General features: G+C 59.3%; 18 protein-coding genes and 1 tRNA gene. 10 read left to right on the top strand and 9 right to left on the bottom strand.

Annotated elements, in window-relative coordinates:
• Positions 1-11 precede the first annotated feature (11 nt).
• Genes HLG82_RS05745 through HLG82_RS05730 form a run of 4 tightly spaced genes read right to left on the bottom strand, consistent with a single transcriptional unit; the run spans position 12 to position 3,328 of the window.
• Entirely contained in the window at positions 12-407 is a 396-nt protein-coding gene (locus tag HLG82_RS05745) for a Fur family transcriptional regulator (protein ID WP_193325931.1), read from the bottom strand.
• Between the two features lie 21 nt (positions 408-428).
• The gene (locus tag HLG82_RS05740) at positions 429-1,358 is read right to left on the bottom strand and encodes a metal ABC transporter permease (RefSeq protein WP_193327741.1); all 930 of its coding nucleotides are present in this window, start codon (positions 1,356-1,358) and stop codon (positions 429-431) included.
• 11 nt (positions 1,359-1,369) lie between these two features.
• Entirely contained in the window at positions 1,370-2,152 is a 783-nt protein-coding gene (locus HLG82_RS05735) for a metal ABC transporter ATP-binding protein (RefSeq protein ID WP_193325930.1), read from the bottom strand.
• A 12-nt stretch (positions 2,153-2,164) separates the two neighbouring features.
• Positions 2,165-3,328, bottom strand: a complete 1,164-nt coding sequence (locus HLG82_RS05730; protein WP_193325929.1) for a metal ABC transporter substrate-binding protein — start codon at positions 3,326-3,328, stop codon at positions 2,165-2,167.
• 210 nt (positions 3,329-3,538) lie between these two features.
• Between HLG82_RS05730 and HLG82_RS05725 the strand changes: the two genes are divergently transcribed.
• Genes HLG82_RS05725 through dusB form a run of 3 tightly spaced genes read left to right on the top strand, consistent with a single transcriptional unit; the run spans position 3,539 to position 7,411 of the window.
• On the top strand, positions 3,539-4,933 hold the full coding sequence (locus tag HLG82_RS05725) for a glycine--tRNA ligase (RefSeq protein WP_193325928.1): 1,395 nt from the start codon (positions 3,539-3,541) through the stop codon (positions 4,931-4,933).
• Between the two features lie 4 nt (positions 4,934-4,937).
• On the top strand, positions 4,938-6,131 hold the full coding sequence (locus HLG82_RS05720; RefSeq protein ID WP_255313829.1) for a YibE/F family protein: 1,194 nt from the start codon (positions 4,938-4,940) through the stop codon (positions 6,129-6,131).
• Entirely contained in the window at positions 6,128-7,411 is a 1,284-nt protein-coding gene (gene dusB, locus HLG82_RS05715) for a tRNA dihydrouridine synthase DusB (protein ID WP_193325927.1), read from the top strand. The genes HLG82_RS05720 and dusB overlap by 4 nt, the downstream gene beginning before the upstream one ends.
• A gap of 18 nt (positions 7,412-7,429) precedes the next feature.
• On the opposite strand, the gene HLG82_RS05710 is transcribed toward dusB, so the two are convergent.
• Entirely contained in the window at positions 7,430-8,488 is a 1,059-nt protein-coding gene (locus HLG82_RS05710) for a LysR family transcriptional regulator CynR (protein ID WP_193325926.1), read from the bottom strand.
• Positions 8,489-8,523: 35 nt separating this feature from the next.
• Between HLG82_RS05710 and HLG82_RS05705 the strand changes: the two genes are divergently transcribed.
• Positions 8,524-9,771: a deoxyguanosinetriphosphate triphosphohydrolase gene (locus HLG82_RS05705; protein WP_193325925.1), complete on the top strand. Its 1,248-nt coding sequence runs from the start codon at positions 8,524-8,526 to the stop codon at positions 9,769-9,771.
• A gap of 89 nt (positions 9,772-9,860) precedes the next feature.
• On the top strand, positions 9,861-11,813 hold the full coding sequence (gene dnaG, locus HLG82_RS05700) for a DNA primase (RefSeq protein WP_193325924.1): 1,953 nt from the start codon (positions 9,861-9,863) through the stop codon (positions 11,811-11,813).
• Here the strand turns inward: dnaG and HLG82_RS05695 are convergent.
• Genes HLG82_RS05695 through HLG82_RS05680 form a run of 4 tightly spaced genes read right to left on the bottom strand, consistent with a single transcriptional unit; the run spans position 11,810 to position 13,539 of the window.
• Positions 11,810-12,073 (bottom strand): DUF6457 domain-containing protein, encoded by a 264-nt coding sequence (locus HLG82_RS05695; RefSeq protein ID WP_193325923.1) that lies wholly within the window; start codon positions 12,071-12,073, stop codon positions 11,810-11,812. The two genes, dnaG and HLG82_RS05695, sit on opposite strands and share 4 nt — an antisense overlap.
• Positions 12,074-12,075: 2 nt before the next feature.
• On the bottom strand, positions 12,076-12,816 hold the full coding sequence (gene tatC, locus HLG82_RS05690; protein WP_193325922.1) for a twin-arginine translocase subunit TatC: 741 nt from the start codon (positions 12,814-12,816) through the stop codon (positions 12,076-12,078).
• 32 nt (positions 12,817-12,848) lie between these two features.
• Entirely contained in the window at positions 12,849-13,196 is a 348-nt protein-coding gene (gene tatA / locus HLG82_RS05685; RefSeq protein WP_193325921.1) for a Sec-independent protein translocase subunit TatA, read from the bottom strand.
• Positions 13,197-13,233: 37 nt separating this feature from the next.
• Positions 13,234-13,539 carry a twin-arginine translocase TatA/TatE family subunit gene (locus HLG82_RS05680; protein WP_193325920.1) on the bottom strand — a complete coding sequence of 102 codons (306 nt, stop codon included), beginning with the start codon at positions 13,537-13,539 and terminating at the stop codon, positions 13,234-13,236.
• A gap of 67 nt (positions 13,540-13,606) precedes the next feature.
• Between HLG82_RS05680 and HLG82_RS05675 the strand changes: the two genes are divergently transcribed.
• The 5 genes from HLG82_RS05675 (at position 13,607) to HLG82_RS05655 (ending at position 20,405) form a co-directional block, all read left to right on the top strand.
• On the top strand, positions 13,607-14,233 hold the full coding sequence (locus tag HLG82_RS05675; protein WP_193325919.1) for a TorD/DmsD family molecular chaperone: 627 nt from the start codon (positions 13,607-13,609) through the stop codon (positions 14,231-14,233).
• Positions 14,226-15,089, top strand: a complete 864-nt coding sequence (locus HLG82_RS05670; protein ID WP_193325918.1) for a 4Fe-4S dicluster domain-containing protein — start codon at positions 14,226-14,228, stop codon at positions 15,087-15,089. Before HLG82_RS05675 ends, HLG82_RS05670 begins: the two co-directional genes overlap by 8 nt.
• 29 nt (positions 15,090-15,118) lie before the next feature.
• Positions 15,119-15,192, top strand: a tRNA-Ile gene (locus HLG82_RS05665).
• 953 nt (positions 15,193-16,145) lie between these two features.
• Positions 16,146-19,208, top strand: coding sequence for an HtaA domain-containing protein (locus tag HLG82_RS05660; protein ID WP_193325917.1), 3,063 nt, complete (start codon positions 16,146-16,148; stop codon positions 19,206-19,208).
• Between the two features lie 111 nt (positions 19,209-19,319).
• A complete protein-coding gene (locus HLG82_RS05655) occupies positions 19,320-20,405 on the top strand; it encodes a heme/hemin ABC transporter substrate-binding protein (RefSeq protein WP_193325916.1) in 1,086 nt (361 codons plus the stop codon).

The following is a 20,405-nucleotide window of genomic DNA, read 5'->3' as shown; positions in this document are numbered from 1 at the left end:
AAAGGAAGTGATTAGCCTTCCAGCTCGGCGGAGCATTTGGCGCAAAGACCGTAGATTTCGATGTCGTGAGACACATTCGTAAACCCGTGCTCTTTAGCGACAGCCTGTGTGAGCTTCTCCAGTTCGGGGGTGGAGAGTTCAACCGTGTGGCCGCAGTTTCGGCACAGTAGGTGGTGATGATGGCCCGTGTCTTCGCAGTAACGGAACAGCTGGACGTCCGTGCCTTCTTGACGAAGCACGTCCAACACGCCCTGATCGGTCAGGGCCTGAAGGTTTCGGTAGACGGTGGCGAGGCCAACCTTTTCGCCGCGGTCTACCAACAACTCGTGGATCTTTTGCGCAGAAAGAAACTCGTCAGTGTCTCGCAAGAGATCGCTGATCGCGCTGCGCTGTCGTGTCATTCTCATGAAAACCTCCGAACCTCCATCCTAATGCACGTTGGGGGTGGCGCACTCGGCGTCGTGGCGAATATTGTCCACGGAGACGTCTGGCTCGTGGTGGGGATGCGGATGGCGGTGAACGTCTCGCTGCAGGAGAGTTAAGATGATCGGGCGTAGCAGAGCCACCAGGGCGTAGATGAATACGGCGAGGACGACGATCGTCGCGCCCGGCGACCACGGGTTGATGTAGGTGATAACGAGGCCCGTGACAGCCACGAATACGCCAATGCCCATAGCCGCGTGCATCGTCGTCGTGAACGAGCGGGTGAGCGTTTGCGCAATGGCGACGGGGATAATCATCAGCGCCGAGACGAGGAGGGCGCCGACGATGCGCATCGCGACAGCGACGGTCAGGGCGGCGGTGACAGAGATAAGCACCGAGAGCAGGACGGTCGGCAGGCCTGAAGCACGGGCGAATTCTTCGTCGTGACACAGTGCGAAGAGAGCAGGGCGTAGCCCGAGCCCGACCAGCAGGATGAAGACGGTCAGGCCGATCGTCAGGTAGGTGTCAGTCTGGGTGACGGTGGATATCGAGCCGAAGAGGTAGGCGTTGAGGTTCGACGTCGTTCCGCCGGCGATACCGATGAGCAAGACGCCGCCAGCGATACCGCCGTAGAAGAGCATGGCGAGGGCAACGTCGCCTGAAGCGTGCCCGCGATTGCGCATCCACTCGATGAGAAGTGCGCCGAGCACGGAAGCGACGATCGCGCCCGGGACAGCCCAGGCATCTTTGTCCGCGGCATCGGCGGCGTTGGCGGTCAGCCAGCCGAGCGCCACGCCGGTCAGTGCCACGTGTCCGATGCCGTCGCCCAGGAGGGTCAAGCGGCGCTGGACGAGATAAGTTCCGACGACGGGCGCAGCGAGCCCCACGAGGACGGCGACGATGAGTGCACGCTGCATGAACGTGGAAGAGAGCATGTCGAGAAGAATCACAGGAGGCCCTCCACGTACGGGGTGCGGTAATGCGGCGCCGAATCGCCGTGGCTGTGTTGATGATCGTGGTCCGGAAGGGCGTGATGCCCCGAGCCACGCAGATCGGATATCGCGCTGGTGTGTTCGAGAACTCGCCCGCCATCGAGGATGAGCGCCTCGTCGACGAGGTCGAGGTACTCGTGCACTTCGTGCAGGACAAGGATGATCGTCTTACCGGCCGCGTGCTGAGCATGGAGAACGTCGAGAATCGCCCGCCGGGAGAGCGTATCAACCCCGGCAAAAGGCTCGTCGAGGATAATCATGTCGGGGTCACGAACAAGCGCACGTGCGGCGAGAATGCGTTGCTGCTGTCCGCCCGAGAAGGTCTGGACGGATTCGTTGGCTCGTTCCGCCAGCCCGACCGTGGCTAGGGCTTCCATGGCGCGGTCCTTGCCGTTGCGCCGGCCACGCAGGCAGTGGCCATATACGAGGCCTCCCATGACGGTTTCAAGAGCAGTTGCAGGGACGCCCGAGGTCGCCGTCGTGCGTTGGGGAGCATACCCGATGCGATCCCAATCGACCTTTCTGCGCTTCTTAAGCGGTGCGCCAAAAAGCTCGATGCTGCCAGCCGACGTAGGGATGGCCCCGACAAGCGCACGAACGAGCGTGGACTTGCCGGAGCCATTGGAACCAAGGATGGCGAGGGTGCGCCCAGCCTCAAGATCGAAATCGATGCCGAGGAGGATGTGGGCCGAACCCAGCTGGACGTGGACGCCCCTCGCGCTGACTGCTTGTGTCAAAGGAACCTTTTCTTAACAACCCATAGATGAACGAAGAAGCTCAATGTTGTGCTTCATAACATCAACATAGTTCATCTTCGGGTCGCGCTGGGTGGCGGCGGGGTCGAGAATCTCAACCTTGAGGCCAGCCTCATCACCGATCGCCTTGGCGGTCTTCATCTCGCCGTCCGAGGTTCCAAAAACGGTGTCGATCTTGTGCTCGGAAACTAGCTGCTGAATCTCGCGGATGCGGGCCGGCGATGGCTCAATCTCGGGATCGAATCCAGCGATGCCGATCTGATCGAGGCCAGATTCGAGGGCGAGGTAGGAAAACGCCTTGTGCGAGACGAGGAACGCGTCGGTGCGGCACTGCTTGGCGTCGATAGCCTTGAGCTCGTCCACGAGGCCCTTGAGTTCGGACTTCACCTTCTCTGCGTTTGCGGTGTAGGTGTCCTTGTGTGCCGAGTCGAGCTTGGACAGTTCGGCGGCGACTTCGTCGGCCGCGAGGATCATGCGCGACGGATCGGTCCAGAAGTGCGGATCGTGGGTTCCGTGGTCGTGGCCAGCGTGGTCGTGGTCGTGTGCCTCGCCGGTGGCTTCGGCCGCGTGGTCGTGATCGTGGTCGTGTGCCTCACCGGTGGCTTCGGCCGCGTGGTCGTGGTCGTGGTCGTGTGCCTCACCGGTGGCTTCGGCCGCGTGGTCGTGGTCGTGGTCGTGTGCCTCGCGGGTTGCCTCGGCTTCGTGGTCATGATCGTGATCGTGTGCCTCGCCGGTGGCTTCGGCGGCGTGGTCGTGATCGTGATCATGCGGATCCCCACCGAGCTCGGCGAAGGGCAGGAGGTTGACGTGCTCACCGATGTTGATGGCCGAGACACCGGAGGCCTTGATTGCATCGTCAATCGCCGGAGAAAGCTTAGCGACGTAGAAAACCAGGTCGGAGGATTCGAGGCTGGCTACTTCTTTGGGGGAGAGCTCGACGCCGTGGGCATCCGCTCCGGGAGGCGTGAGGTCCGTGATCGTCACGTGATCGCCGCCGATCTCCTGAGTGAGGTAGGTCAGCGGATAGAACGACGTCGTCACCTTCAGGCGGTCTGCGGCGGCAGATGTGGTCTCTGCTGCCTTCTGCGCACTCGTGGAACACGCGGACAGGGCCAGGGCGCTGGCGAAAAGTACGGACACAATCTTAGTAGTCTTCATAGGAACCATTTTCAACACAACTGAGAATGAAAGTCCATCTCCGGTGATCGCTTACACACGGCCGATCGGGAACCTGCCGATGCTTCCCACGTAGAATGAAGTCTGACTTTATTCACAGTCTGGCCACCGGGTTTCCGGTGCTTACGCAACAGCCAGTTGCGCACAACATGACCCGCATCATCCAGATGCGGCTAAGAAAGGAGCGAAACAGTGGCCAAGCCGGCACCTTCGCGTCTCGAACAAGTTATTTCCCTCGCCAAGCGTCGCGGATTCGTCTACCTCTCGGGCGAGATTTATGGAGGCACGCGTTCCGCGTGGGATTATGGACCGCTCGGTGTGGAGCTGAAGGAGAACATCAAGCGTCAGTGGTGGAAGCGTAATGTGCAGGGCCGGGCCGACGTCGTCGGGCTGGACTCGTCGATCATCCTTCCGCGTCAGGTCTGGCAGGCGTCGGGCCACGTTGATACCTTCTCGGACCCGCTGGTTGAGTGTCTCGAATGCCACAAGCGCCTGCGCGAGGATGAGCTGATCGAGATTCACGCCGCCAAGCACGGTGTGGACGAGTCCGACGTGACCATGGCCGAAGTGGTCTGCCCCAACTGTGGTAACCGCGGCCGGTGGACGGAGCCGCGCGAGTTCTCCGGCATGCTCAAGACCTACCTCGGTCCGGTCGATGATGAGGCGGGCCTGCACTACCTTCGTCCGGAGACGGCGCAGGGAATCTTCGTCAACTTCAATAACGTCATGACCTCGGCTCGCATGAAGCCGCCGTTTGGCATCGGCCAGACGGGCAAGTCCTTCCGTAACGAGATCACCCCGGGTAACTTCATCTTCCGCACGCGTGAGTTCGAGCAGATGGAGATCGAGTTCTTCGTCAAGCCTGGCGAGGACGAGGAATGGCACCAGAAGTGGATTGACGATCGTCTCGCTTTCTACACGGATCTGGGTATCTCCCCGGAGAACCTGCGCCTGTACGAGCACCCGAAGGAAAAGCTCAGCCACTACTCGAAGCGGACTGTGGACATCGAGTACCGATTCGGCTTCCTCAACAACGAATTTGGGGAGCTCGAGGGCATTGCGAACCGAACCGATTTCGACCTGGGCTCCCACTCGGCGGCCTCGGGGAAGAAGCTCGAGTACTTCGATCAGCAGACCGGCGAGCGCTACACCCCCTATGTCATCGAACCGTCGGCCGGGTTGACCCGATCGCTGATGGCCTTCCTCGTCGAGGCCTACGCCGAGGACGAGGCTCCCAACACCAAGGGCGGAGTGGACAAGCGCGTCCTGCTCAAGCTCGATCCGCGTCTCGCGCCGGTGAAGGCTGCGGTCCTGCCGCTTTCACGCAAGGAAGAGCTGACCCCGCTGGCCAAGGATCTCGCGGCCGAACTGCGTCAGTTCTGGAACATCGATTACGACGACGCCGGCGCGGTCGGTCGCCGTTACCGCCGCCAAGATGAGATCGGCACGCCGTACTGCATCACGGTCGATTTTGACTCGCTCGAGGACAAGGCGGTCACGATCCGTGAGCGTGACACGATGGAGCAGGTTCGTATCCCGATCGATGAGGTCAAGAGCTTCCTCGCGGGCAAGCTGATCGGTTGCTAGTTTCGTGAGCGAGCACGAGAACGAGGCAAAGGTGGGCCATGTGCATTCGCATTCGGCCCGCCTGAACCTTCGTCCTAGCGATCGCCGCCGGGTCATCGCGATCCTGGCGGCGATCGTTGTGCCGCTCGCGCTCGCCACGCTTGTGGGCCTGGCGATCTTCTGGCCACGGGGAACGACGCCGGTGGGGTCGGTCCAGGTGGCTGACACGGGCGTGCAGATGGCCGTGGGCCAGGTGACGTCGATCGGGGCGATGGACGAGCTCGGCCAGACCAAGGTGATGATGAAGGTGGACGGGGTCGACGTCCCGGTTCATGTGCCCTTCGACGTGGTGGGCAATGGCCTCGACGTGGGTGACTCGATCAAGGCGATGTTTAATCCCGGCGCGCTGGACACGGGCACGCCCTATATCTTCGTCGATTTTGTTCGTGACGTTCCGCTGGCCGCTCTTGCTGCGCTGTACGTGCTCGTCGTGGTTCTCGTCGCGCGTTGGAAGGGCTTTGCCGCCCTGCTCGGCTTGGGCAGTTCGCTCGCGGTGGTCGCCCTCTTCATGCTTCCGGCGCTGATGGCCGGATCCTCGCCCATCGGCGTCGTGACTGTGGGGGCCTCGGCGATGATGTTTTCGTCCATCTATTTCGCCCACGGGGTCTCCATTCGAACGACGACGGCGGTGCTCGGCACGCTGGGCGGCCTCGTGCTGACGGGTCTCCTGGCCGTGTTTGCCGTGCGTGCAAACAACCTGACGGGCACCCTTTCTGACGACGCCGTCTCGCTCGCCGGCCAGCTCGGATACCTGCAGATGAGCGATATTTTGCTGTGCGGAATCATCTTGGCTGGTCTGGGGGCGCTCAACGACGTGACGATCACGCAAGTTTCGACCGTGTGGGAGTTGCATTCGGCCAACGAGCAGGCCAGCCGGAGGCGAATCTTTCGCCAGGCGATGGTTATTGGCCGCGATCACATCGCCTCGACCGTCTACACTCTCGCTTTTGCCTATGTCGGCACCTCGTTGCCGTTGCTGATGAGCGCGGCGCTGGTGGACCGCGGCTTCCTGGACCTGCTGACGGTTGGCCAGATTGCGGAGGAGATTGTGCGCACGCTCGTTGCTTCCGTAGGCCTGGTGCTGGCCATTCCCATGACGACGGCGATCGCTGCTATGCTCGCGCCGGTAGCACCCGCACGAAAGGTGATGGACGTATGAGTTTTCCGCCGGCTCCGCCACGGTCGACCGCTCTGGCCAGCGGCCAGGCATCCGTGAAGATTGGCGGGCTAGGCCTGGGAACGCCTGTCATGCTTGCGCCGATGGCAGGCGTGACCAACCCGCCTTTCCGGCAGGTCTGCCGAGAATTTGGCGAGGCCGCGCTCGCTGATCTTGCAGGAACTGGCGCGGGGCAGGCACAGCCCGAGCATGATGGTTCCGAGGGCGTGAGACACGGCAGCTTTGCGCCCACTGGACTGTATGTGTGCGAAATGATTACCTCGCGTGCGCTGGTGGAACGATCGCCCGAGACCATGCGCATGATCGAGCCCGACCCGGGGGACCCGGTGCGGTCGATTCAGATTTACGGCGTGGCCCCGGCGAGCGTCGGTGAGTCCATCCGCCTCCTCGTGGCAAACGGCTACGCCGACCACATTGACCTGAATTTTGGCTGTCCCGTTCCTAAGGTCACCCGCAAGGGCGGTGGCTCGGCGCTGCCTTGGAAACACGATCTGTTTGAGATGATCGTTTGCTCGGCCGTCGAGGCTGCATCCCAGGCCTCCGGCGGGAGCGTGCCGGTGACGGCGAAGTTCCGCATCGGCATCGACGACGACCACGAGACTTACCGAGACGTGACTCGTATCTGCGAAGACGCGGGTATCGCAGGGCTCACCCTCCACGCCCGAACAACCGCCCAGCACTACTCGGGCAAGGCCCAATGGCAGTACATTGCGGATCTGGCCGCCACGAGCTCTCTGCCTGTTTTCGGCAACGGTGACGTCTTCGAAGCCGAAGACGCGCTGGCCATGATGGAAACCGGTGCAGACGGCGTCGTTGTGGGGCGCGGATGCCAGGGGCGGCCGTGGCTGTTCTACGACTTGGTGGCCGCCATGCACGGCTCTGATCGTCGGATGCGGCCCAACCTGGGCGAGGTCTGCGAGATCATTATGCGCCACGCGCGCCTGGCCGTGGACCATTTTGGGGACGAGGGCCGTGCGATGCGCGAAATGCGCAAGCACGTGGGCTGGTACATGCGCGGCTTTTCGGTGGGGGGCCAGCTTCGCCGCGATCTGGGCCTCGTCGACACGCTCGATGATCTGCGAGCCAAACTCGATCGGCTCGACCTTGACCAAGACTATCCGGCGGCGGCCAGCGGCCCGCGCGGCCGGGCAGGGGGAGAAAAGAGGCCACACCTACCCGAATTTTGGCTCGACTCCCACGAGCTCTCAGAGCAGCAGAAGGCGAAGATTCACGAGGCCGAACTGGGAATCTCAGGCGGCTGATCGCAGGATCCCGGCCCGCTAACGGCGAATCCAGGCCGCCTCTCCGGGTGGCACGATCAGGTGGTCGCCCTCTTGGGGAAGCTCAATGAGGGACGAGATCAGCACGCGGCCATCGTTAGGAACGTGGTACGGGTAGGGCCCGAAATTGAGAAGCATTCGCACGTTATCGGTGACCAGCCAGATGAAACCGTCGTGGGCCAGCTCCGCGTCAAGAAGGATATTGGCCCGGTTCAGCCCGAGGGAGTCGCGCATGCGCAAGCCGTGGCGAACCGAGGGGGAATGGCCAGGAATGTTCTGCTCGAAGTTCAAAAAGCCGGGGAAGAAACTGTTGGCGAGGAGGACGGCTCCCTCAGATAGCTGGGTGGCGGCCCGCTCCAGCGTGGCAAACGAACAGTTCCAGGAGGGAATCGTTCCCGCCGCCTCAAAGAGTTCGAAGTTCGCCGCGGTCTGCTCGTAGTAGTTCTCTGCTTCCAAGCCCGGGGCGCCGGTTACCTCGAAGCGGACCACGTCGACGGCGTCCGAGGCCAGGTGTTCCTTGATCTCGTCGAAGGTGTTGGCCTGCAGGTTGACGGAGACGAGCGCGTCCGGGTGGGAGGCGTGGACGAAATCCATGAGCTCACCCACCTCCCAGCCGGCGTGAACGTGACGGCCCTGCTCGTTGATGTCCGTGGTGGTGGACAAATCGAACGTGCCGAGTTCGACTCCGTGTGCGCCGTGGGCAAACCACTCCTCGAGGAGGGCGCATCGTTCTGCGTAGCTCAATCCGGTGGCGCCACGTTCTTCGAAGACGTCGCCTCCGACGTTGGGGAAGATACGCACGCCGCGACGCGAGGCCCTGCGCATGACCTTTTCGACATAGTCCGGATCGCCATCTGCGGGAATCGCCGGCAGGGTGAGGATGTGCATCCCCAGGCGCGCGCACTCCGCGATCAGGCCCAGCGCGACATCGGTGTTGTGGACCTCGTGGGGTTTTGCCTGGTACCACAGATGGTGGCTCGACCAGGGCCCTAGTTCGCGCGGTGCGCGGTACAGGGGGACGGCGGACGTAGTTGCGGTGTCATCGGTATCGTGTGGCACGTGTTCTATTGTGCCACAGCGGGTAAGGTTGAGATGTGATCTATTCTGACAGTGATACTGAGCGGTGGGCTCCCGAGCCGTCGAAGAACCCGACTCGCACCGATTTTGAACGCGATCGTGCCCGCGTGCTCCACTCCTCGGCGCTGCGTCGCCTCGGCGCGAAGACGCAGGTGTTGGGCCCGGAATCGAACGATTTCATTCGCACGCGGCTCACGCATTCGTTGGAAGTTGCCCAGATTGGGCGTTCGCTGGCCAAGAACCTCGGGGCAGATCAGGACCTGGTCGAGGCGGCGTGCCTGTGTCACGACATCGGCCATCCGCCGTTCGGACACAACGGCGAGCGCGCCCTGGATGACATCTGCGCCGATATTGGCGGCTTCGAGGGAAACGCGCAGACGTTGCGCGTCATCACGCGTCTAGAGCCCAAGCGTTTCCACCCCGACGGCCGGCCGGCCGGCCTCAACCTGACCCGTGCGACGATCGATGCGACGGTGAAGTATCCGTGGGCGCGCCACGCCGGGCCGAAGGGAACAGAAAGCCCGAAGTTCGGCGCCTACGATTCGGATGAGCCCGTCTTTTCGTGGGTTCGCCCGGGCGGCGAGACGGGTAGGTGCGCTGAGGCGCAGATGATGGATCTGTCCGATGACATCGCCTATTCCGTGCACGACATCGAGGACGCGATCGTGCGAGGCAAGCTCGTGCCCCAGGATTTCGGGCGCCAGCGCGCTGCCCACATCGACGACGTCGTCGCCTCCACGTTGAGCTGGTACGGGTCTGCCATTTCGGGAGACGAGATGGTTGCGGCCGCCGAGCGCATCTTCGCCATGAACTCCTGGCCGGTTTCCTATGAGGGAACGTTGCGCGATCTGGCCCAGCTCAAGGATCTGACCTCGGATCTCATCGGCCGATTCGTCTCATCGGTGTGTGGCGCGAGCTTGGAAAAGAATGGCGGCGAGCCAATTTTCCGCCACAACGCCGATGTGACGGTTCCGCGCCAGACGCTGGCAGAGATTACGTTCCTCAAGGGTCTTGCGGTTCACTATGTCATGGCGCCGCGTGAGTCCGAGCCGGTGTATTTCGAGCAGCGCACCCTCTTGATGGACTTGGTCGATGCGATCTTCGAAGATCCAACCGAGAGGCTTGAGATGCAGTTCCTCGACATGTGGCACATGGCTCAGAGCGACGAGGACAGGCTTCGGGTCGTCGTCGATCAGCTGGCTTCGCTGACGGACCAGTCCGCTCGGGCGTGGCACGCTCGCTACTGCGGCATGCTTCGGCACTAGTTTTCCACGACGCCGCCCGCGCAGGCTCGCGTCCACAGCCGTCGCCTTGAGCACAGCACACGTGGCCTTCACAGGCTAGGATAGGGGCCGTGGCCGGGCTGATTAAGAGACATAGTATTGACGAGGTGCGTGAGCGTGCGCGCATTGAAGACGTGGTCAGTCAATACGTGACGTTAAAGACGGCCGGCGTCGGTTCCCTCAAGGGGCTGTGCCCGTTTCATGATGAGAAGACCCCCTCGTTTAACGTCCGCCCGCACGTGGGGCGGTGGCACTGTTTCGGTTGCGGCGAAGGTGGCGACGCGATCTCTTTTATCGAACGCATCGAACACATTTCTTTCGTCGAGGCCGTGGAACACCTTGCCGAAAAGTTCGGCGTCAACCTCATGTACGAAGAGGGGTCCAAGGCGCCCGATCGCGGCCCGCGGGACGTGAGCCGTTCCCGCCTTGTCGACGCCCATCGCGTGGCAGAAGAGTTCTACGTCAAACAGCTCCACACCCCCGAGGGCGAACCGGCCCGCAAGCTCTTGGAGGAGCGCGGATTCGACGCCGCGGCGATCGCTCACTTCCGGGTGGGATATTCGCCTAATTCGTGGGACGCGTTGCTGAGCGAGCTTCGCCGCAACGGTTTCACCGAGAAAGAGATCTCGGCCTCGGGGCTCGTCACAGCGGGCACTCGTGGACACTACGATCGTTTTCGCAATCGGGTGATGTGGCCGATCCGCTCCATCACCGGTGATCCCATCGGATTCGGCGCCCGCAAGCTCGGGGATGAAGAAGGGCCGAAATACCTCAACACGCCCGAGACGATGATCTATAAGAAGTCTCAGGTCCTCTACGGACTCGATCTCGCCAAGAAGGATATCGCCCGAGATCGGCACGTTGTCGTCGTCGAGGGCTACACGGACGTCATGGCCGCACACCTCGCCGGGATTCCGCACGCCGTGGCAACCTGCGGCACGGCGTTCGGTGAGGACCACGTCAAGATTGTCCGGCGCCTCTTGGGCGATTCAGCCAATCCTGCGGCCGGCGTCATCCTTTCGAGCGGGCGAGCCTTCGGCGGCGAGGTGATCTTCACCTTCGACGGGGATGAGGCCGGGCAGAAGGCCGCTTTGCGTGCTTTCCATGAGGACCAGAGTTTCGCGGCGCAGACGTTCGTCGTCGTCTCACCAGGAGGCCTCGATCCGTGTGATTACCGACTTGCCTACGGGGACGAAGCGCTACGAAAGATGATCGAGGGGCGCGAACCGCTTTTCGCCTTCGCCATCCGCTCGGTGCTGGCGGGCCTTGCACTGAACACCGCCGAAGGCCGCACCGCCGGGTTACGTATGGCGGCGCCCATCGTGTCCTCGATCCGTGATCGGGTGCTTCGCGGGGAGTACGTTCGAGAATTAGCCGGTTGGCTCGGCATGGACGAGCGCCTCGTCGCCCAATCTATGCGAACGATGAGCCAACTTGTCCAACAGCTCGAGTATGAGGACTGCACTGTGGGGTCTGCGGCCACCAGCCCGCTGCCTCCGCGCGATCAGCTCAAGGATCCGGTCGAGCGCGTGGAGAGGCAGGCCCTCGAGGTGATTCTCCAGCTTCCCCAGCTGGCGCGCGCCGCTAACGCGCACCTACTTCCGGCGCGTACCTTCACGGTGCCCACCCACCAGGCCGTTCATGATGCGATCAGGGCCGCGGGCGGGGTCGACATCTTCCTTGAGCGTTTTGCTCAGCTCCAGCAAGCGGGGGATCCGGCCGCTGAACAGCGCGCGAGCGCGTGGTTCGTTGATCAGGTGATGGAGCAGGCGAACGGCGTCGTGGCCCAGGCCGTCACCCAGCTCGCGGTTGAGCCCTTGCCTGAGTTCAAGCAGGAAAACCAGTGGCCCTACGTGCGAGGAATCTTGATGTCCCTCGTTCGCCAGGGCATTACCCGGCAGATCGCCGAAGTGCGCTCCCAGATGCGAAGAACCGCCCCGGATTCTCCCGATCAGGACACTCTATTCATGCGCCTGATGGAACTGGAGAATCAGAGGCGGGCCTTCGACGAAACGGATACCTAACGCTCCTGGGGAATGTAGGACTCGACCAAAGCGTTGACTTTGGTCACGAGTTCACTCACGTCCTCGCCGGCTCCGGCGCGCAGGCCGAGGAGGAAGAGCGTCATGGGGGCGCCTGGGCGGGAAGGACCGTGCGCTATTGCTCCGACTAGGTCGAGTAATTCGTCCCGATGTGCAGTGATGAGAGCTGGGTCGGCGTCAATCTCTGTGGCGACGGCACCCAGCCAGTCGCTCATGATAGCCATCTTCGTTGCTTCGTCCATGACTACTCCTTTACTAGTTCGCGGTTCTTGGACATTTTATCGTGGCGCCTGTCGTGGATATACGCGACGAGGACAGCCACGAGGTAGAGGGCGATGAGTCCGAGGGCCTGGAAAGTCATAGGCCAGGGCGAGGGCAGTGGGTTGGCGATCGCGGCAAAGACGAAGCAGGATACCACCGCCCAGCGCCAGTTACGCAACATGGACTTCCATCCGAGGATCCCAAGGAAGTTGAGCACGACGAGGATCTCTGGCAATAAGAAGGACACTCCGAACGCCAAGACGAGGCGCATGTAGAAAGTGATGTACGTCGTGGCACGGAGGAAGCTCGCCGAGTTCTCCGGATTGAAACTGGTGAGAATTTCCACGGCAAGCGGAGCCATACGCAGACCAGAGTACACGCCGGCTCCAAACAGGAGTACGCCCACGGCTCCGAAGGCGAGGACGTGCACCTTTTCGCGCCTCTTCAGCCCCGGGGATATGAACGCAAACATCTGGTAGACCCACCAGGGACTCGCCAGAATCGTGCCGATCCAGAAGGCCACCCGAAGCTTGAGATCAAAAGCTGCGCCGATGGTATCGAAGTTGAGGATCGCCTCTTGCTTGGTGACCTGCGTCAGGGGTTTCGAAATGAACTCCATCGCCTGGTCATAGAGGTACCAGCCGGCGACGGCCCCGATGAGGATGCCGAGGACCGAGAGGAGCAGCCGCTTGCGTAACTCGCGCAGGTGGGCGCGAATGGGCATGTTCCCTTCGGGGTTGGAATGCCGACGCCCGCTCACTGATTCTGGGGGGTGCCGTTCGCGTCACCGGAGGGCTGGCCACCCTGGGAGAACTGCTGCGGATTTTGCGGGTAAGGCTGCTGGGGAATCTGCTGGCCGGGAATCTGCGAGCCAGGCTGATACCCGCTAGGCTGAACGCCTCCTACGTAGGGCTGTTCTGGCTGCTGGGCCGGAGTGGCTTGTGACGGCGGGAGCTGCTGAGGATCGTCCTCGTTGAGTTCGCGCAGTTCCTTCTTCAAAACCTTTGCCGATTGGCCAAGCGAGCGCGCGATATCGGGCAGCTTTGCCGTTCCGAAAATGATGAGGATAACGACGAGAAGGACAATGATGTGCCAAGGCTTCATGAGGATTCCTTTCTCGGCCAGGCCGAGTGGTGATGGGTCATTTCTTTTTCTGGTTCAGAGCGCTTGTCTGCTGTGCCCACGCTTGCATTTCTTCGTGGACAGCTTCGCGGATGACTTGCCGCGGGTCGAGACCGCGCATGTCTAATGCGGAGAGATCAACATCCGAAAGTCCGTGCAGGTCCGCCGTCGTTTCTTCGCGAACGCGCGCAGAGAAGCTTTTCGCCGCGTCCACGACCGTTCGGAATCCGCGTAGGGCGCCAGTGATCGCCTCGGGCCCGAGCACAATCACCGCCACGACGAGGATGATCATAAATTCCCCGCCTGAGATACCGAAAAACTCCATAGGGCGATCTTAACCGCCTACAGTGACATTTTCCGAGACGGAGGGGGAGGCATTGTAGAGTGGAGCAATGACTTTGACAGGAGACATGGAGACGACGTCGTGGCAGGACAACCTTCCCGCATCAAAGTTGCGCGGGGTTCAGCTAGCCACGGCTCTATTCGCGCTTGCCCGTTTGTATGCTGAGGCCCCGAGCCAGGACGTCGTGGCACGTTTCGTCGATCCGGCGATGGCCGCCACGTGGCCGGTGCGTGATGAAGCATCCCTCGAGGCGTTGGCCCAGATGGGCAAGGCGAGTGATATGGGCTGCCTCAAGTCCGAGTTTGCTACGCTGATCGGCCCAGGAGGAATTGTGCCGATGGCTGAGTCACACTACCTTGGTGTCGATCCATTGCCGCTGTCTCAGGAACTCGCACGCTCGTATCGGGAAGAGGGATACTCGTCACCCAAGATGGCAACGCTCCCACGCGATCACGTCGCCGTGGAGTTAGGCTTTCTGGCACATCTCGTGCTTGGCACTCAGGAAGATTCCGGACTCGAGCAGGTGTGGCATTTCCGGGAGGGGCACCTCGATCGTTTCATCTCAGACCTGCTGGGCTGCCTCGAAGAGAACGCGACGAGCGTGATCCGTGCTCTGGTACAGCTGACGCGTGCCACGCTGGCCAACCTTGAGGAATTCACGGCCGGCCATGAGTGACGACGTCTCGGCACTGCTGCGTTGGCTGCATGCACACGATCTTCCTTCTGAGGTTGTACTGTGTTGCGAACACACACCCGTACCGCGCCTGGGCAGGCGCCGTCAGGCGGTTGTGTGGCGGGGATGTTTGGACGGTGCCTCGATCGGCGTCGTTGCACAGCTCCTTGCGCTGGGGATAGAACGCGTCGCCGTAGCACCCTGTAGCCGCGCCGGCAACGAGGTATATGCCCAGGTCAAGCGATGGCAGTCGCTGACGCCCAGTCTGGTTGACTTTCTCGGACCGCGCAAGAGGCCCCTCCTTACCGGACCTGAACCGCTGCGCCTCGGTCACGTGACGATTCCTCGCCGAGTGCTCCTTGGCCTTGGTCTGCGCGACACCCCGCCGTACTCGCTCAAGGCTGACGACACGGCGCGAACGCTCGCCTCGATCGAGCTTCTCACCGCCCGCGGCCTGATTCGCCGCGGTGAGGGAATCGAATCGAAACTCGGCGGTGTCCAGCTGGCTACCACGGGCTGCACCGCCTGCGGTGTATGCGTCCAGGCGTGTCCCCACTCCGCGCTCGAACTCGTTCACGACGCCGGTGGGTCGGTTCTCTGGCAATCTGCCGACAGCTGCCGAGGCGAGCAGGCGTGTGTCCGCCTATGCCCGGTGGACGCAATGTGGGTGCAGGGCCCGACGAGGCTCGCGGATCTGCTTGACGAGCCGCGCCGCCGGATCGGCATCGTGGAAAGTAAGCGATGCGGACGGTGTGGGGCTCGTCACCCAGCCAGCGATGGTGAGTTGTGTCAGGTGTGTACTTTCCGTGCAGCCAATCCATTTGGTTCGGTATTGCCGTCGAATGGAATGTCATTTTAGTGCCCTGCGCTGGTACACTAATCGCGCAAGCCCCCATAGCTCAGATGGTTAGAGCAGGGAACTCATAATTCTTTGGTCCCGGGTTCAAGTCCTGGTGGGGGCACTCATCTCCTCTTCGTGTTGGCAGTGGATGTTGCTGCCTTGCTTGCCGTAGTCAACGCTCTTGGCGACGTTTAATTCGTGCTCGTGCACGTCATGCAACGTCTTTGTTGAGCGCATCGCTTTGGCTTGATTTGCCCGTGACAATAACAATATTTCCCAATCCGGTCTATTAGCGCGTGTGCGATTTGTGGGGTGGCATTGTCGTCAATTTTCGGTATAGCGACGACTGTCAGCCTCGTGTGAGTCAGCTTGGCGGTTTGTGGGCGATTCCGGGGTTGTTGGTTGCTGGGGCTTGGGAATGGTCGGACGGGCCCGCGCTTGCGCCCGCGCAGTCCCAGCGGCTGCCGTCAGCGCGCGCTATATTAAGGTGTTTGGCGCTGTATTGATCCGTTGCACATTAATACAGCGCCAAACACCTTCATGCGGTTTTGGGAAAGCCGCCTGGGAGAGTACGGCATAAATAGAACTGTTGGAGAGCGAAATCAGCCAAGCCGTCTCTGGGCCCGCCGCAGCTCAAAAGCCTCGAAATACCGCACCTTATAAAATCCTCAAACTAGCTCGTAGGTATCTTGGGAGAGGGAGACGTCAATCACGGGTGTTCACCGTATTCTATTTGGCATTTAGGTGACTAAGTGTCGCAAAAGAATTACGTGTAGTGTTGATCGTGTCGCGCTAAGTATGCTGATCAGGCAGGCAAACGAAAGCTAAAAAGAGTCGGTGTAGCGTAACGTGGGTGTTTACGCTTCAATGTGTCGCGATGCCGGCTTGTTTTTGGGGTGGGTGTGGATCTTTGGTGTGACGTTGTGGTATGTAGCACATATACACCCTTCGTCCTAGTGCTCACCTGGGGTTATCTGTGAACATTGAGGAGTTAGGGCGCCCTTACTAAGGGTGGCCTAACTAGAGGTTCTAAATCGTTCCTTTCGTCTAGGAGGAAAATCTATGGGGGGACCCATGAAACGAATAGCGGCAGCCGCAACCCTTGCATTGAGCTTGGTTGCAGGTAGCTGCGTTCCGGCTTTTGCTGCCGACAAGGTAGGGCAGCCGGTGTCCAAAGCCCAGAATAAAGAAGTCGAAGTTGCTGATACCTATGCAAATTGGGATTTTCGTCGTTCTTTCCGTGAATACGTGGGCACATCGTGGGAGAAAGGTGTCGAAGAAGGCGAACGGTTAGAGGGAGGTGTACAGCTTCTCGAGCCCAAGTCGCATCTCATGTGGAAGGCGCGAGCCGGGCAGAAGCTAGACCTCGGCGGTGCAAAGGGCCAGCTCCATTTCGATGGCAAAGTGTCTTGGCGTAAGTACGGCGGCATACTTGATGTGTGGATCGCTAATCCGACAATTGATTTCGAGAAGAAGCAAATCCTTGTCGACGGCTACACCAAGGGAACCATGGCGAAGGCCGGCGTCGTTGAGTTCAAACAAACTGCGGTTGCTAGCCTTGAAGATCTGAAAATAGAAGATCGTGGAGACTACGCGGTCATTTCTTCGGCTAAAACGATCCTAAATGACAAAGTAAGCTCTTTGGTCGGTTTCTATAAGGGAGAAGAAGGAGCTCCTTTCGTGGCAACTGTGCCGTTGAAGAAGGGCCAAAAAGCGCCACAGCCAGTCTTGTGGAAGATTTTCCCTAAGGTGTTCCCTGATCCAACGGCGAAACCAGGACCTGCCTACAGCGGAAATCCCACAAAAGAAGTTCGCTTGCCTGACGAGGGCCTTAGGAAGTGTATTCACGAGCAGTTCGACATCAAGAGCGAGATGCCAATCACTAACACTGACCTCGAGGGAGTTCGGGTATTAAACTGTCAGGTGCACAATATCAAGAGTTTGGAAGGCCTCCAATACGCAATTAACTTGGAGTCGGTCAATTTCTTCCGCAACGAGATCACGGATCTTTCTCCTCTTGCCCAAGCACACAAGCTTGCTCGAATCGATGTCCGTAGTAATTATCTGACGGATCTTCACAGCTTAAAAGGGTTGAAAAATGTTGAAGAGCTCAAAGCGCAACATAATTTGTTGAAGGATATCTCTGCGGTGCAGAACATGCCTAAGCTGTACAGGCTCGAGCTCGATTACAATCTCATTTCGGATATAACCCAGCTTCCAGTGCAAGCAAAGCTTGACGGTGCGCTGGATACCCTTACGCTTTCGCATAACAAGATTAGCGATCTGAGCAAGTACAAGGATGTCGCGCCTGTTGCTCTCGAAGCAGATCTTTCCTTCAACCAGATTTCAGATCTTGGTACTCTGGCAAAGTCAGAAAAAGTTGTCGAAAAACTGAATCTGAAGGGGAACAAGCTTACGGATGCGACGCAGCTCGTTGATGGTCCGCTTCTTAAAAAACTGGAGTCACTCGACGTCACCGGCAACCCCTTTACAACATGGAAGCCGCTGGAGGAATATAAACAAATCATCCGAAATTTCCCGAAGCTCAACGATAACGGGGAGCCACTGGAAAAAGTCGAACTAAAGGCTAAGCCTCACGACGAAAAGTCGACGGCTGATCGTGAGAAAGGTCTTCAGGAGCTCGTCAAAAAGGCTGAGGCTCTCAAAGCCACTTACCTGAAGTCTGAAAAGGAAATCGCAGACCAGCAGGCCAAGCGTAATGCTGCGAAACCGGACGCCAAGAAAGAGCAGGCTCCCGCTGGTACTGAGTCTAAGACTGACCGCATGATTGGGCTGAACTGGGGTCTCAAAGAAAGCTTCCGTAACTATGTCTCAGGTGATTTCGCTCAAGGCAAGTGGGATCTTTCTGATGGTGCAACAGGGACTTTCACGTTCCCGCTGAAGGATCCGAAGCAATTCACCGTAGATAAATTCGAGAACCTCGACTTTGCCGGAAAGGTTCATTTCACTGCGCACCACGGCCTCCTCGATCTTGCGATCGAGCAGCCCACCGTTCACAAGGGTAATTCTGGGTGGGAGCTGGTCGTGACAGTCGCCGTCAACCCATTTGATAAATCCAAGATTGCTGATGTGCTGGCCGGGAAGATCACGATGGACAAGTCGAAGATCGTTACCAAGCGTGTCACACTGGCAACATTGGGTGAGCCGGAAATCTCCGGATCGAATGGTGATCAGACGATCCGTTTCAACACTGTCAAACTCACTGCAGAAGGCGCAAATAGCTTTGCAAACTTCTACCAGGTAGGCCAAGAACTGGATCCGATTACCATTTCTGCCACCGCCGTTAAGGCAAACGATGCAGACAAGTCTAAGAAAGACGAGCAGTCGGCGCCGAAGGACAAGGCAGACACCAACACTTCGCGCGCAGAGGCCCCGAAGGGGGACAACACTGCTGGGGGTAAGACGACGGCCAAGCAGTGCGTGGTTGATCCCCACAAGAAGCGCATTACACAAGGAACCCTAAATTGGGGACTACGTTCGTCCTTCACCACGTATATCCGTGGCGCAATCGCACACGGTAAGTGGGATCTGAATGGAGCCAGCTGGGATGGAAGCAACTTCAATTTCCCCGCCTCCGGTGGCACTTTCAACACACAAACCAAGGCTGGAACTGTCTACTACAGTGGATCTGTTCATTTCACCGGGCACGACGGAGTTCTTGATTTGACGATCTCACGTCCGTCTTTGGAGATCAAGGGCAACACCGGGGCGCTGTACATGAACGTCGTCGGATCAGATATGAGCGGAAACAAGTTCGACCTTGGTCGTGTTCACTTCGCTAATGCTGCAATCAACAAACTCTCTGCAACCGACAAGGCGTTGAGTTTCAGTGCTTCGTCCGTGACTCTCACGGCAGCTGGCGCTAAGGCCTTCGCCGGTTTCTACAAGGCTGGTGAAGCGCTTGCTCCTCTATCTGGTACGGCGACTCTCGTCCCAGCGACATCCTGTGATCCTAAGACTGGCGAGCTCGTTGAGTTTGACGCGTTCGGCAAGAAGCTGGCTCATACCGGAGCCGAATTGCCGGCAATCATTCTTGCCGCGCTCACGATGCTGGTCGTAGGTACGGGATTGGTTGTATCTCGTCGTCGTGAACTCGATAGTGCAATCAAAGAATGATCCATATGCGATGAATCGCCTATGGTGATGGCATAAAGCCAAGTCAATTTGAAAATCGGGTGCGGAGCGTAACATACGTTGCGCTCCGCACCAACCTTGATGTGAGGAAAGATGAAGTCCAAAAAATTTGTGTTAATGCTGGTCTTCGCAATCGCAATAGCTGGATGCTCAGTACCGCAGCATCCTCAGAGCCAAGATGCGATATCGAGTAAGGCACATCCTGAAACGATTGAAAGCCCACACACAAATACGGTAGCCCTACCCAACCCGCATCAGCTCAAGGGACTGACCGTTGTTCCCGACATCGCAGACCCCGAACCTCTGAAAGAAAAGTTTCCACAGACCCTGCCAGTGTCGGTCACTGATTTTGAGGGAAATAAGGTCACTGTTTCAGACACTTCAAGAATCTTGGCCATGGATTTGGAAGGGACGTTGACCAGAACGGTCATCGCACTCGGATATGGCAACAGCATCGTAGGCCGAACGGTATCGTCGACTGAAAAGCAACTTGCACACGTGCCCGTTGTCACCCAAAACGGGCATACCCTCAATGTTGAAGCCATTCTTGGATTAAAACCATCCGTCATCATTATGGATCGAAGCATTGGTCCGACGGAGGCCGTGGACCAGCTCAAAGCTGCAGGAATACCAGTCGTCTTTGTAGATCCCGCGCGTGGAATTGATAAGAATACGGCGCTGATAACATCTGTAGCGCAAGCTCTCGGCTCTGAGGACGCTGGTCGTGCTCTAGCTCAGCGAACTGAAAAAGAAACCCAGGAAGCATTAGAGAAAATCAAAACATGGGTTCCAGCTGAGCCGATTGAGGGCGCATTTTTGTACGTGCGTGGTACAGGGGGTGTCTTCTTCATCCTCGGACAGAAAGAGGGAGCCACCGCACTTATACGTGCTGTAGGAGCAAAGGACCTCGCCACTGAACAAGGCATTAACGGAGTCACGCCAGCAAATGCCGAAGCCTTGGCAAAGCTGAATCCCGAAGTCATATTTACGATGAGCGGTGGTCTTGAATCGACTGATGGTCTTCAGGGCTTGCTCGCCCGCCCAGGCGTCGCCCAAACACGAGCCGGACAGAATCAGCGCGTTATCGCAATCCCAGATGGTTTATCGTTGTCTTTCGGTCCACAAACTGCCCAGACATTGTTGGCCGTCGCACGAGCACTCTACGGTGTCTCTGAGTAA

Source organism: Trueperella pecoris, from assembly GCF_014926385.1.
GTDB classification, from domain to species: Bacteria; Actinomycetota; Actinomycetes; order Actinomycetales; family Actinomycetaceae; genus Trueperella; species Trueperella pecoris.
This window is presented reverse-complemented; position numbering and strand designations above follow the sequence as displayed.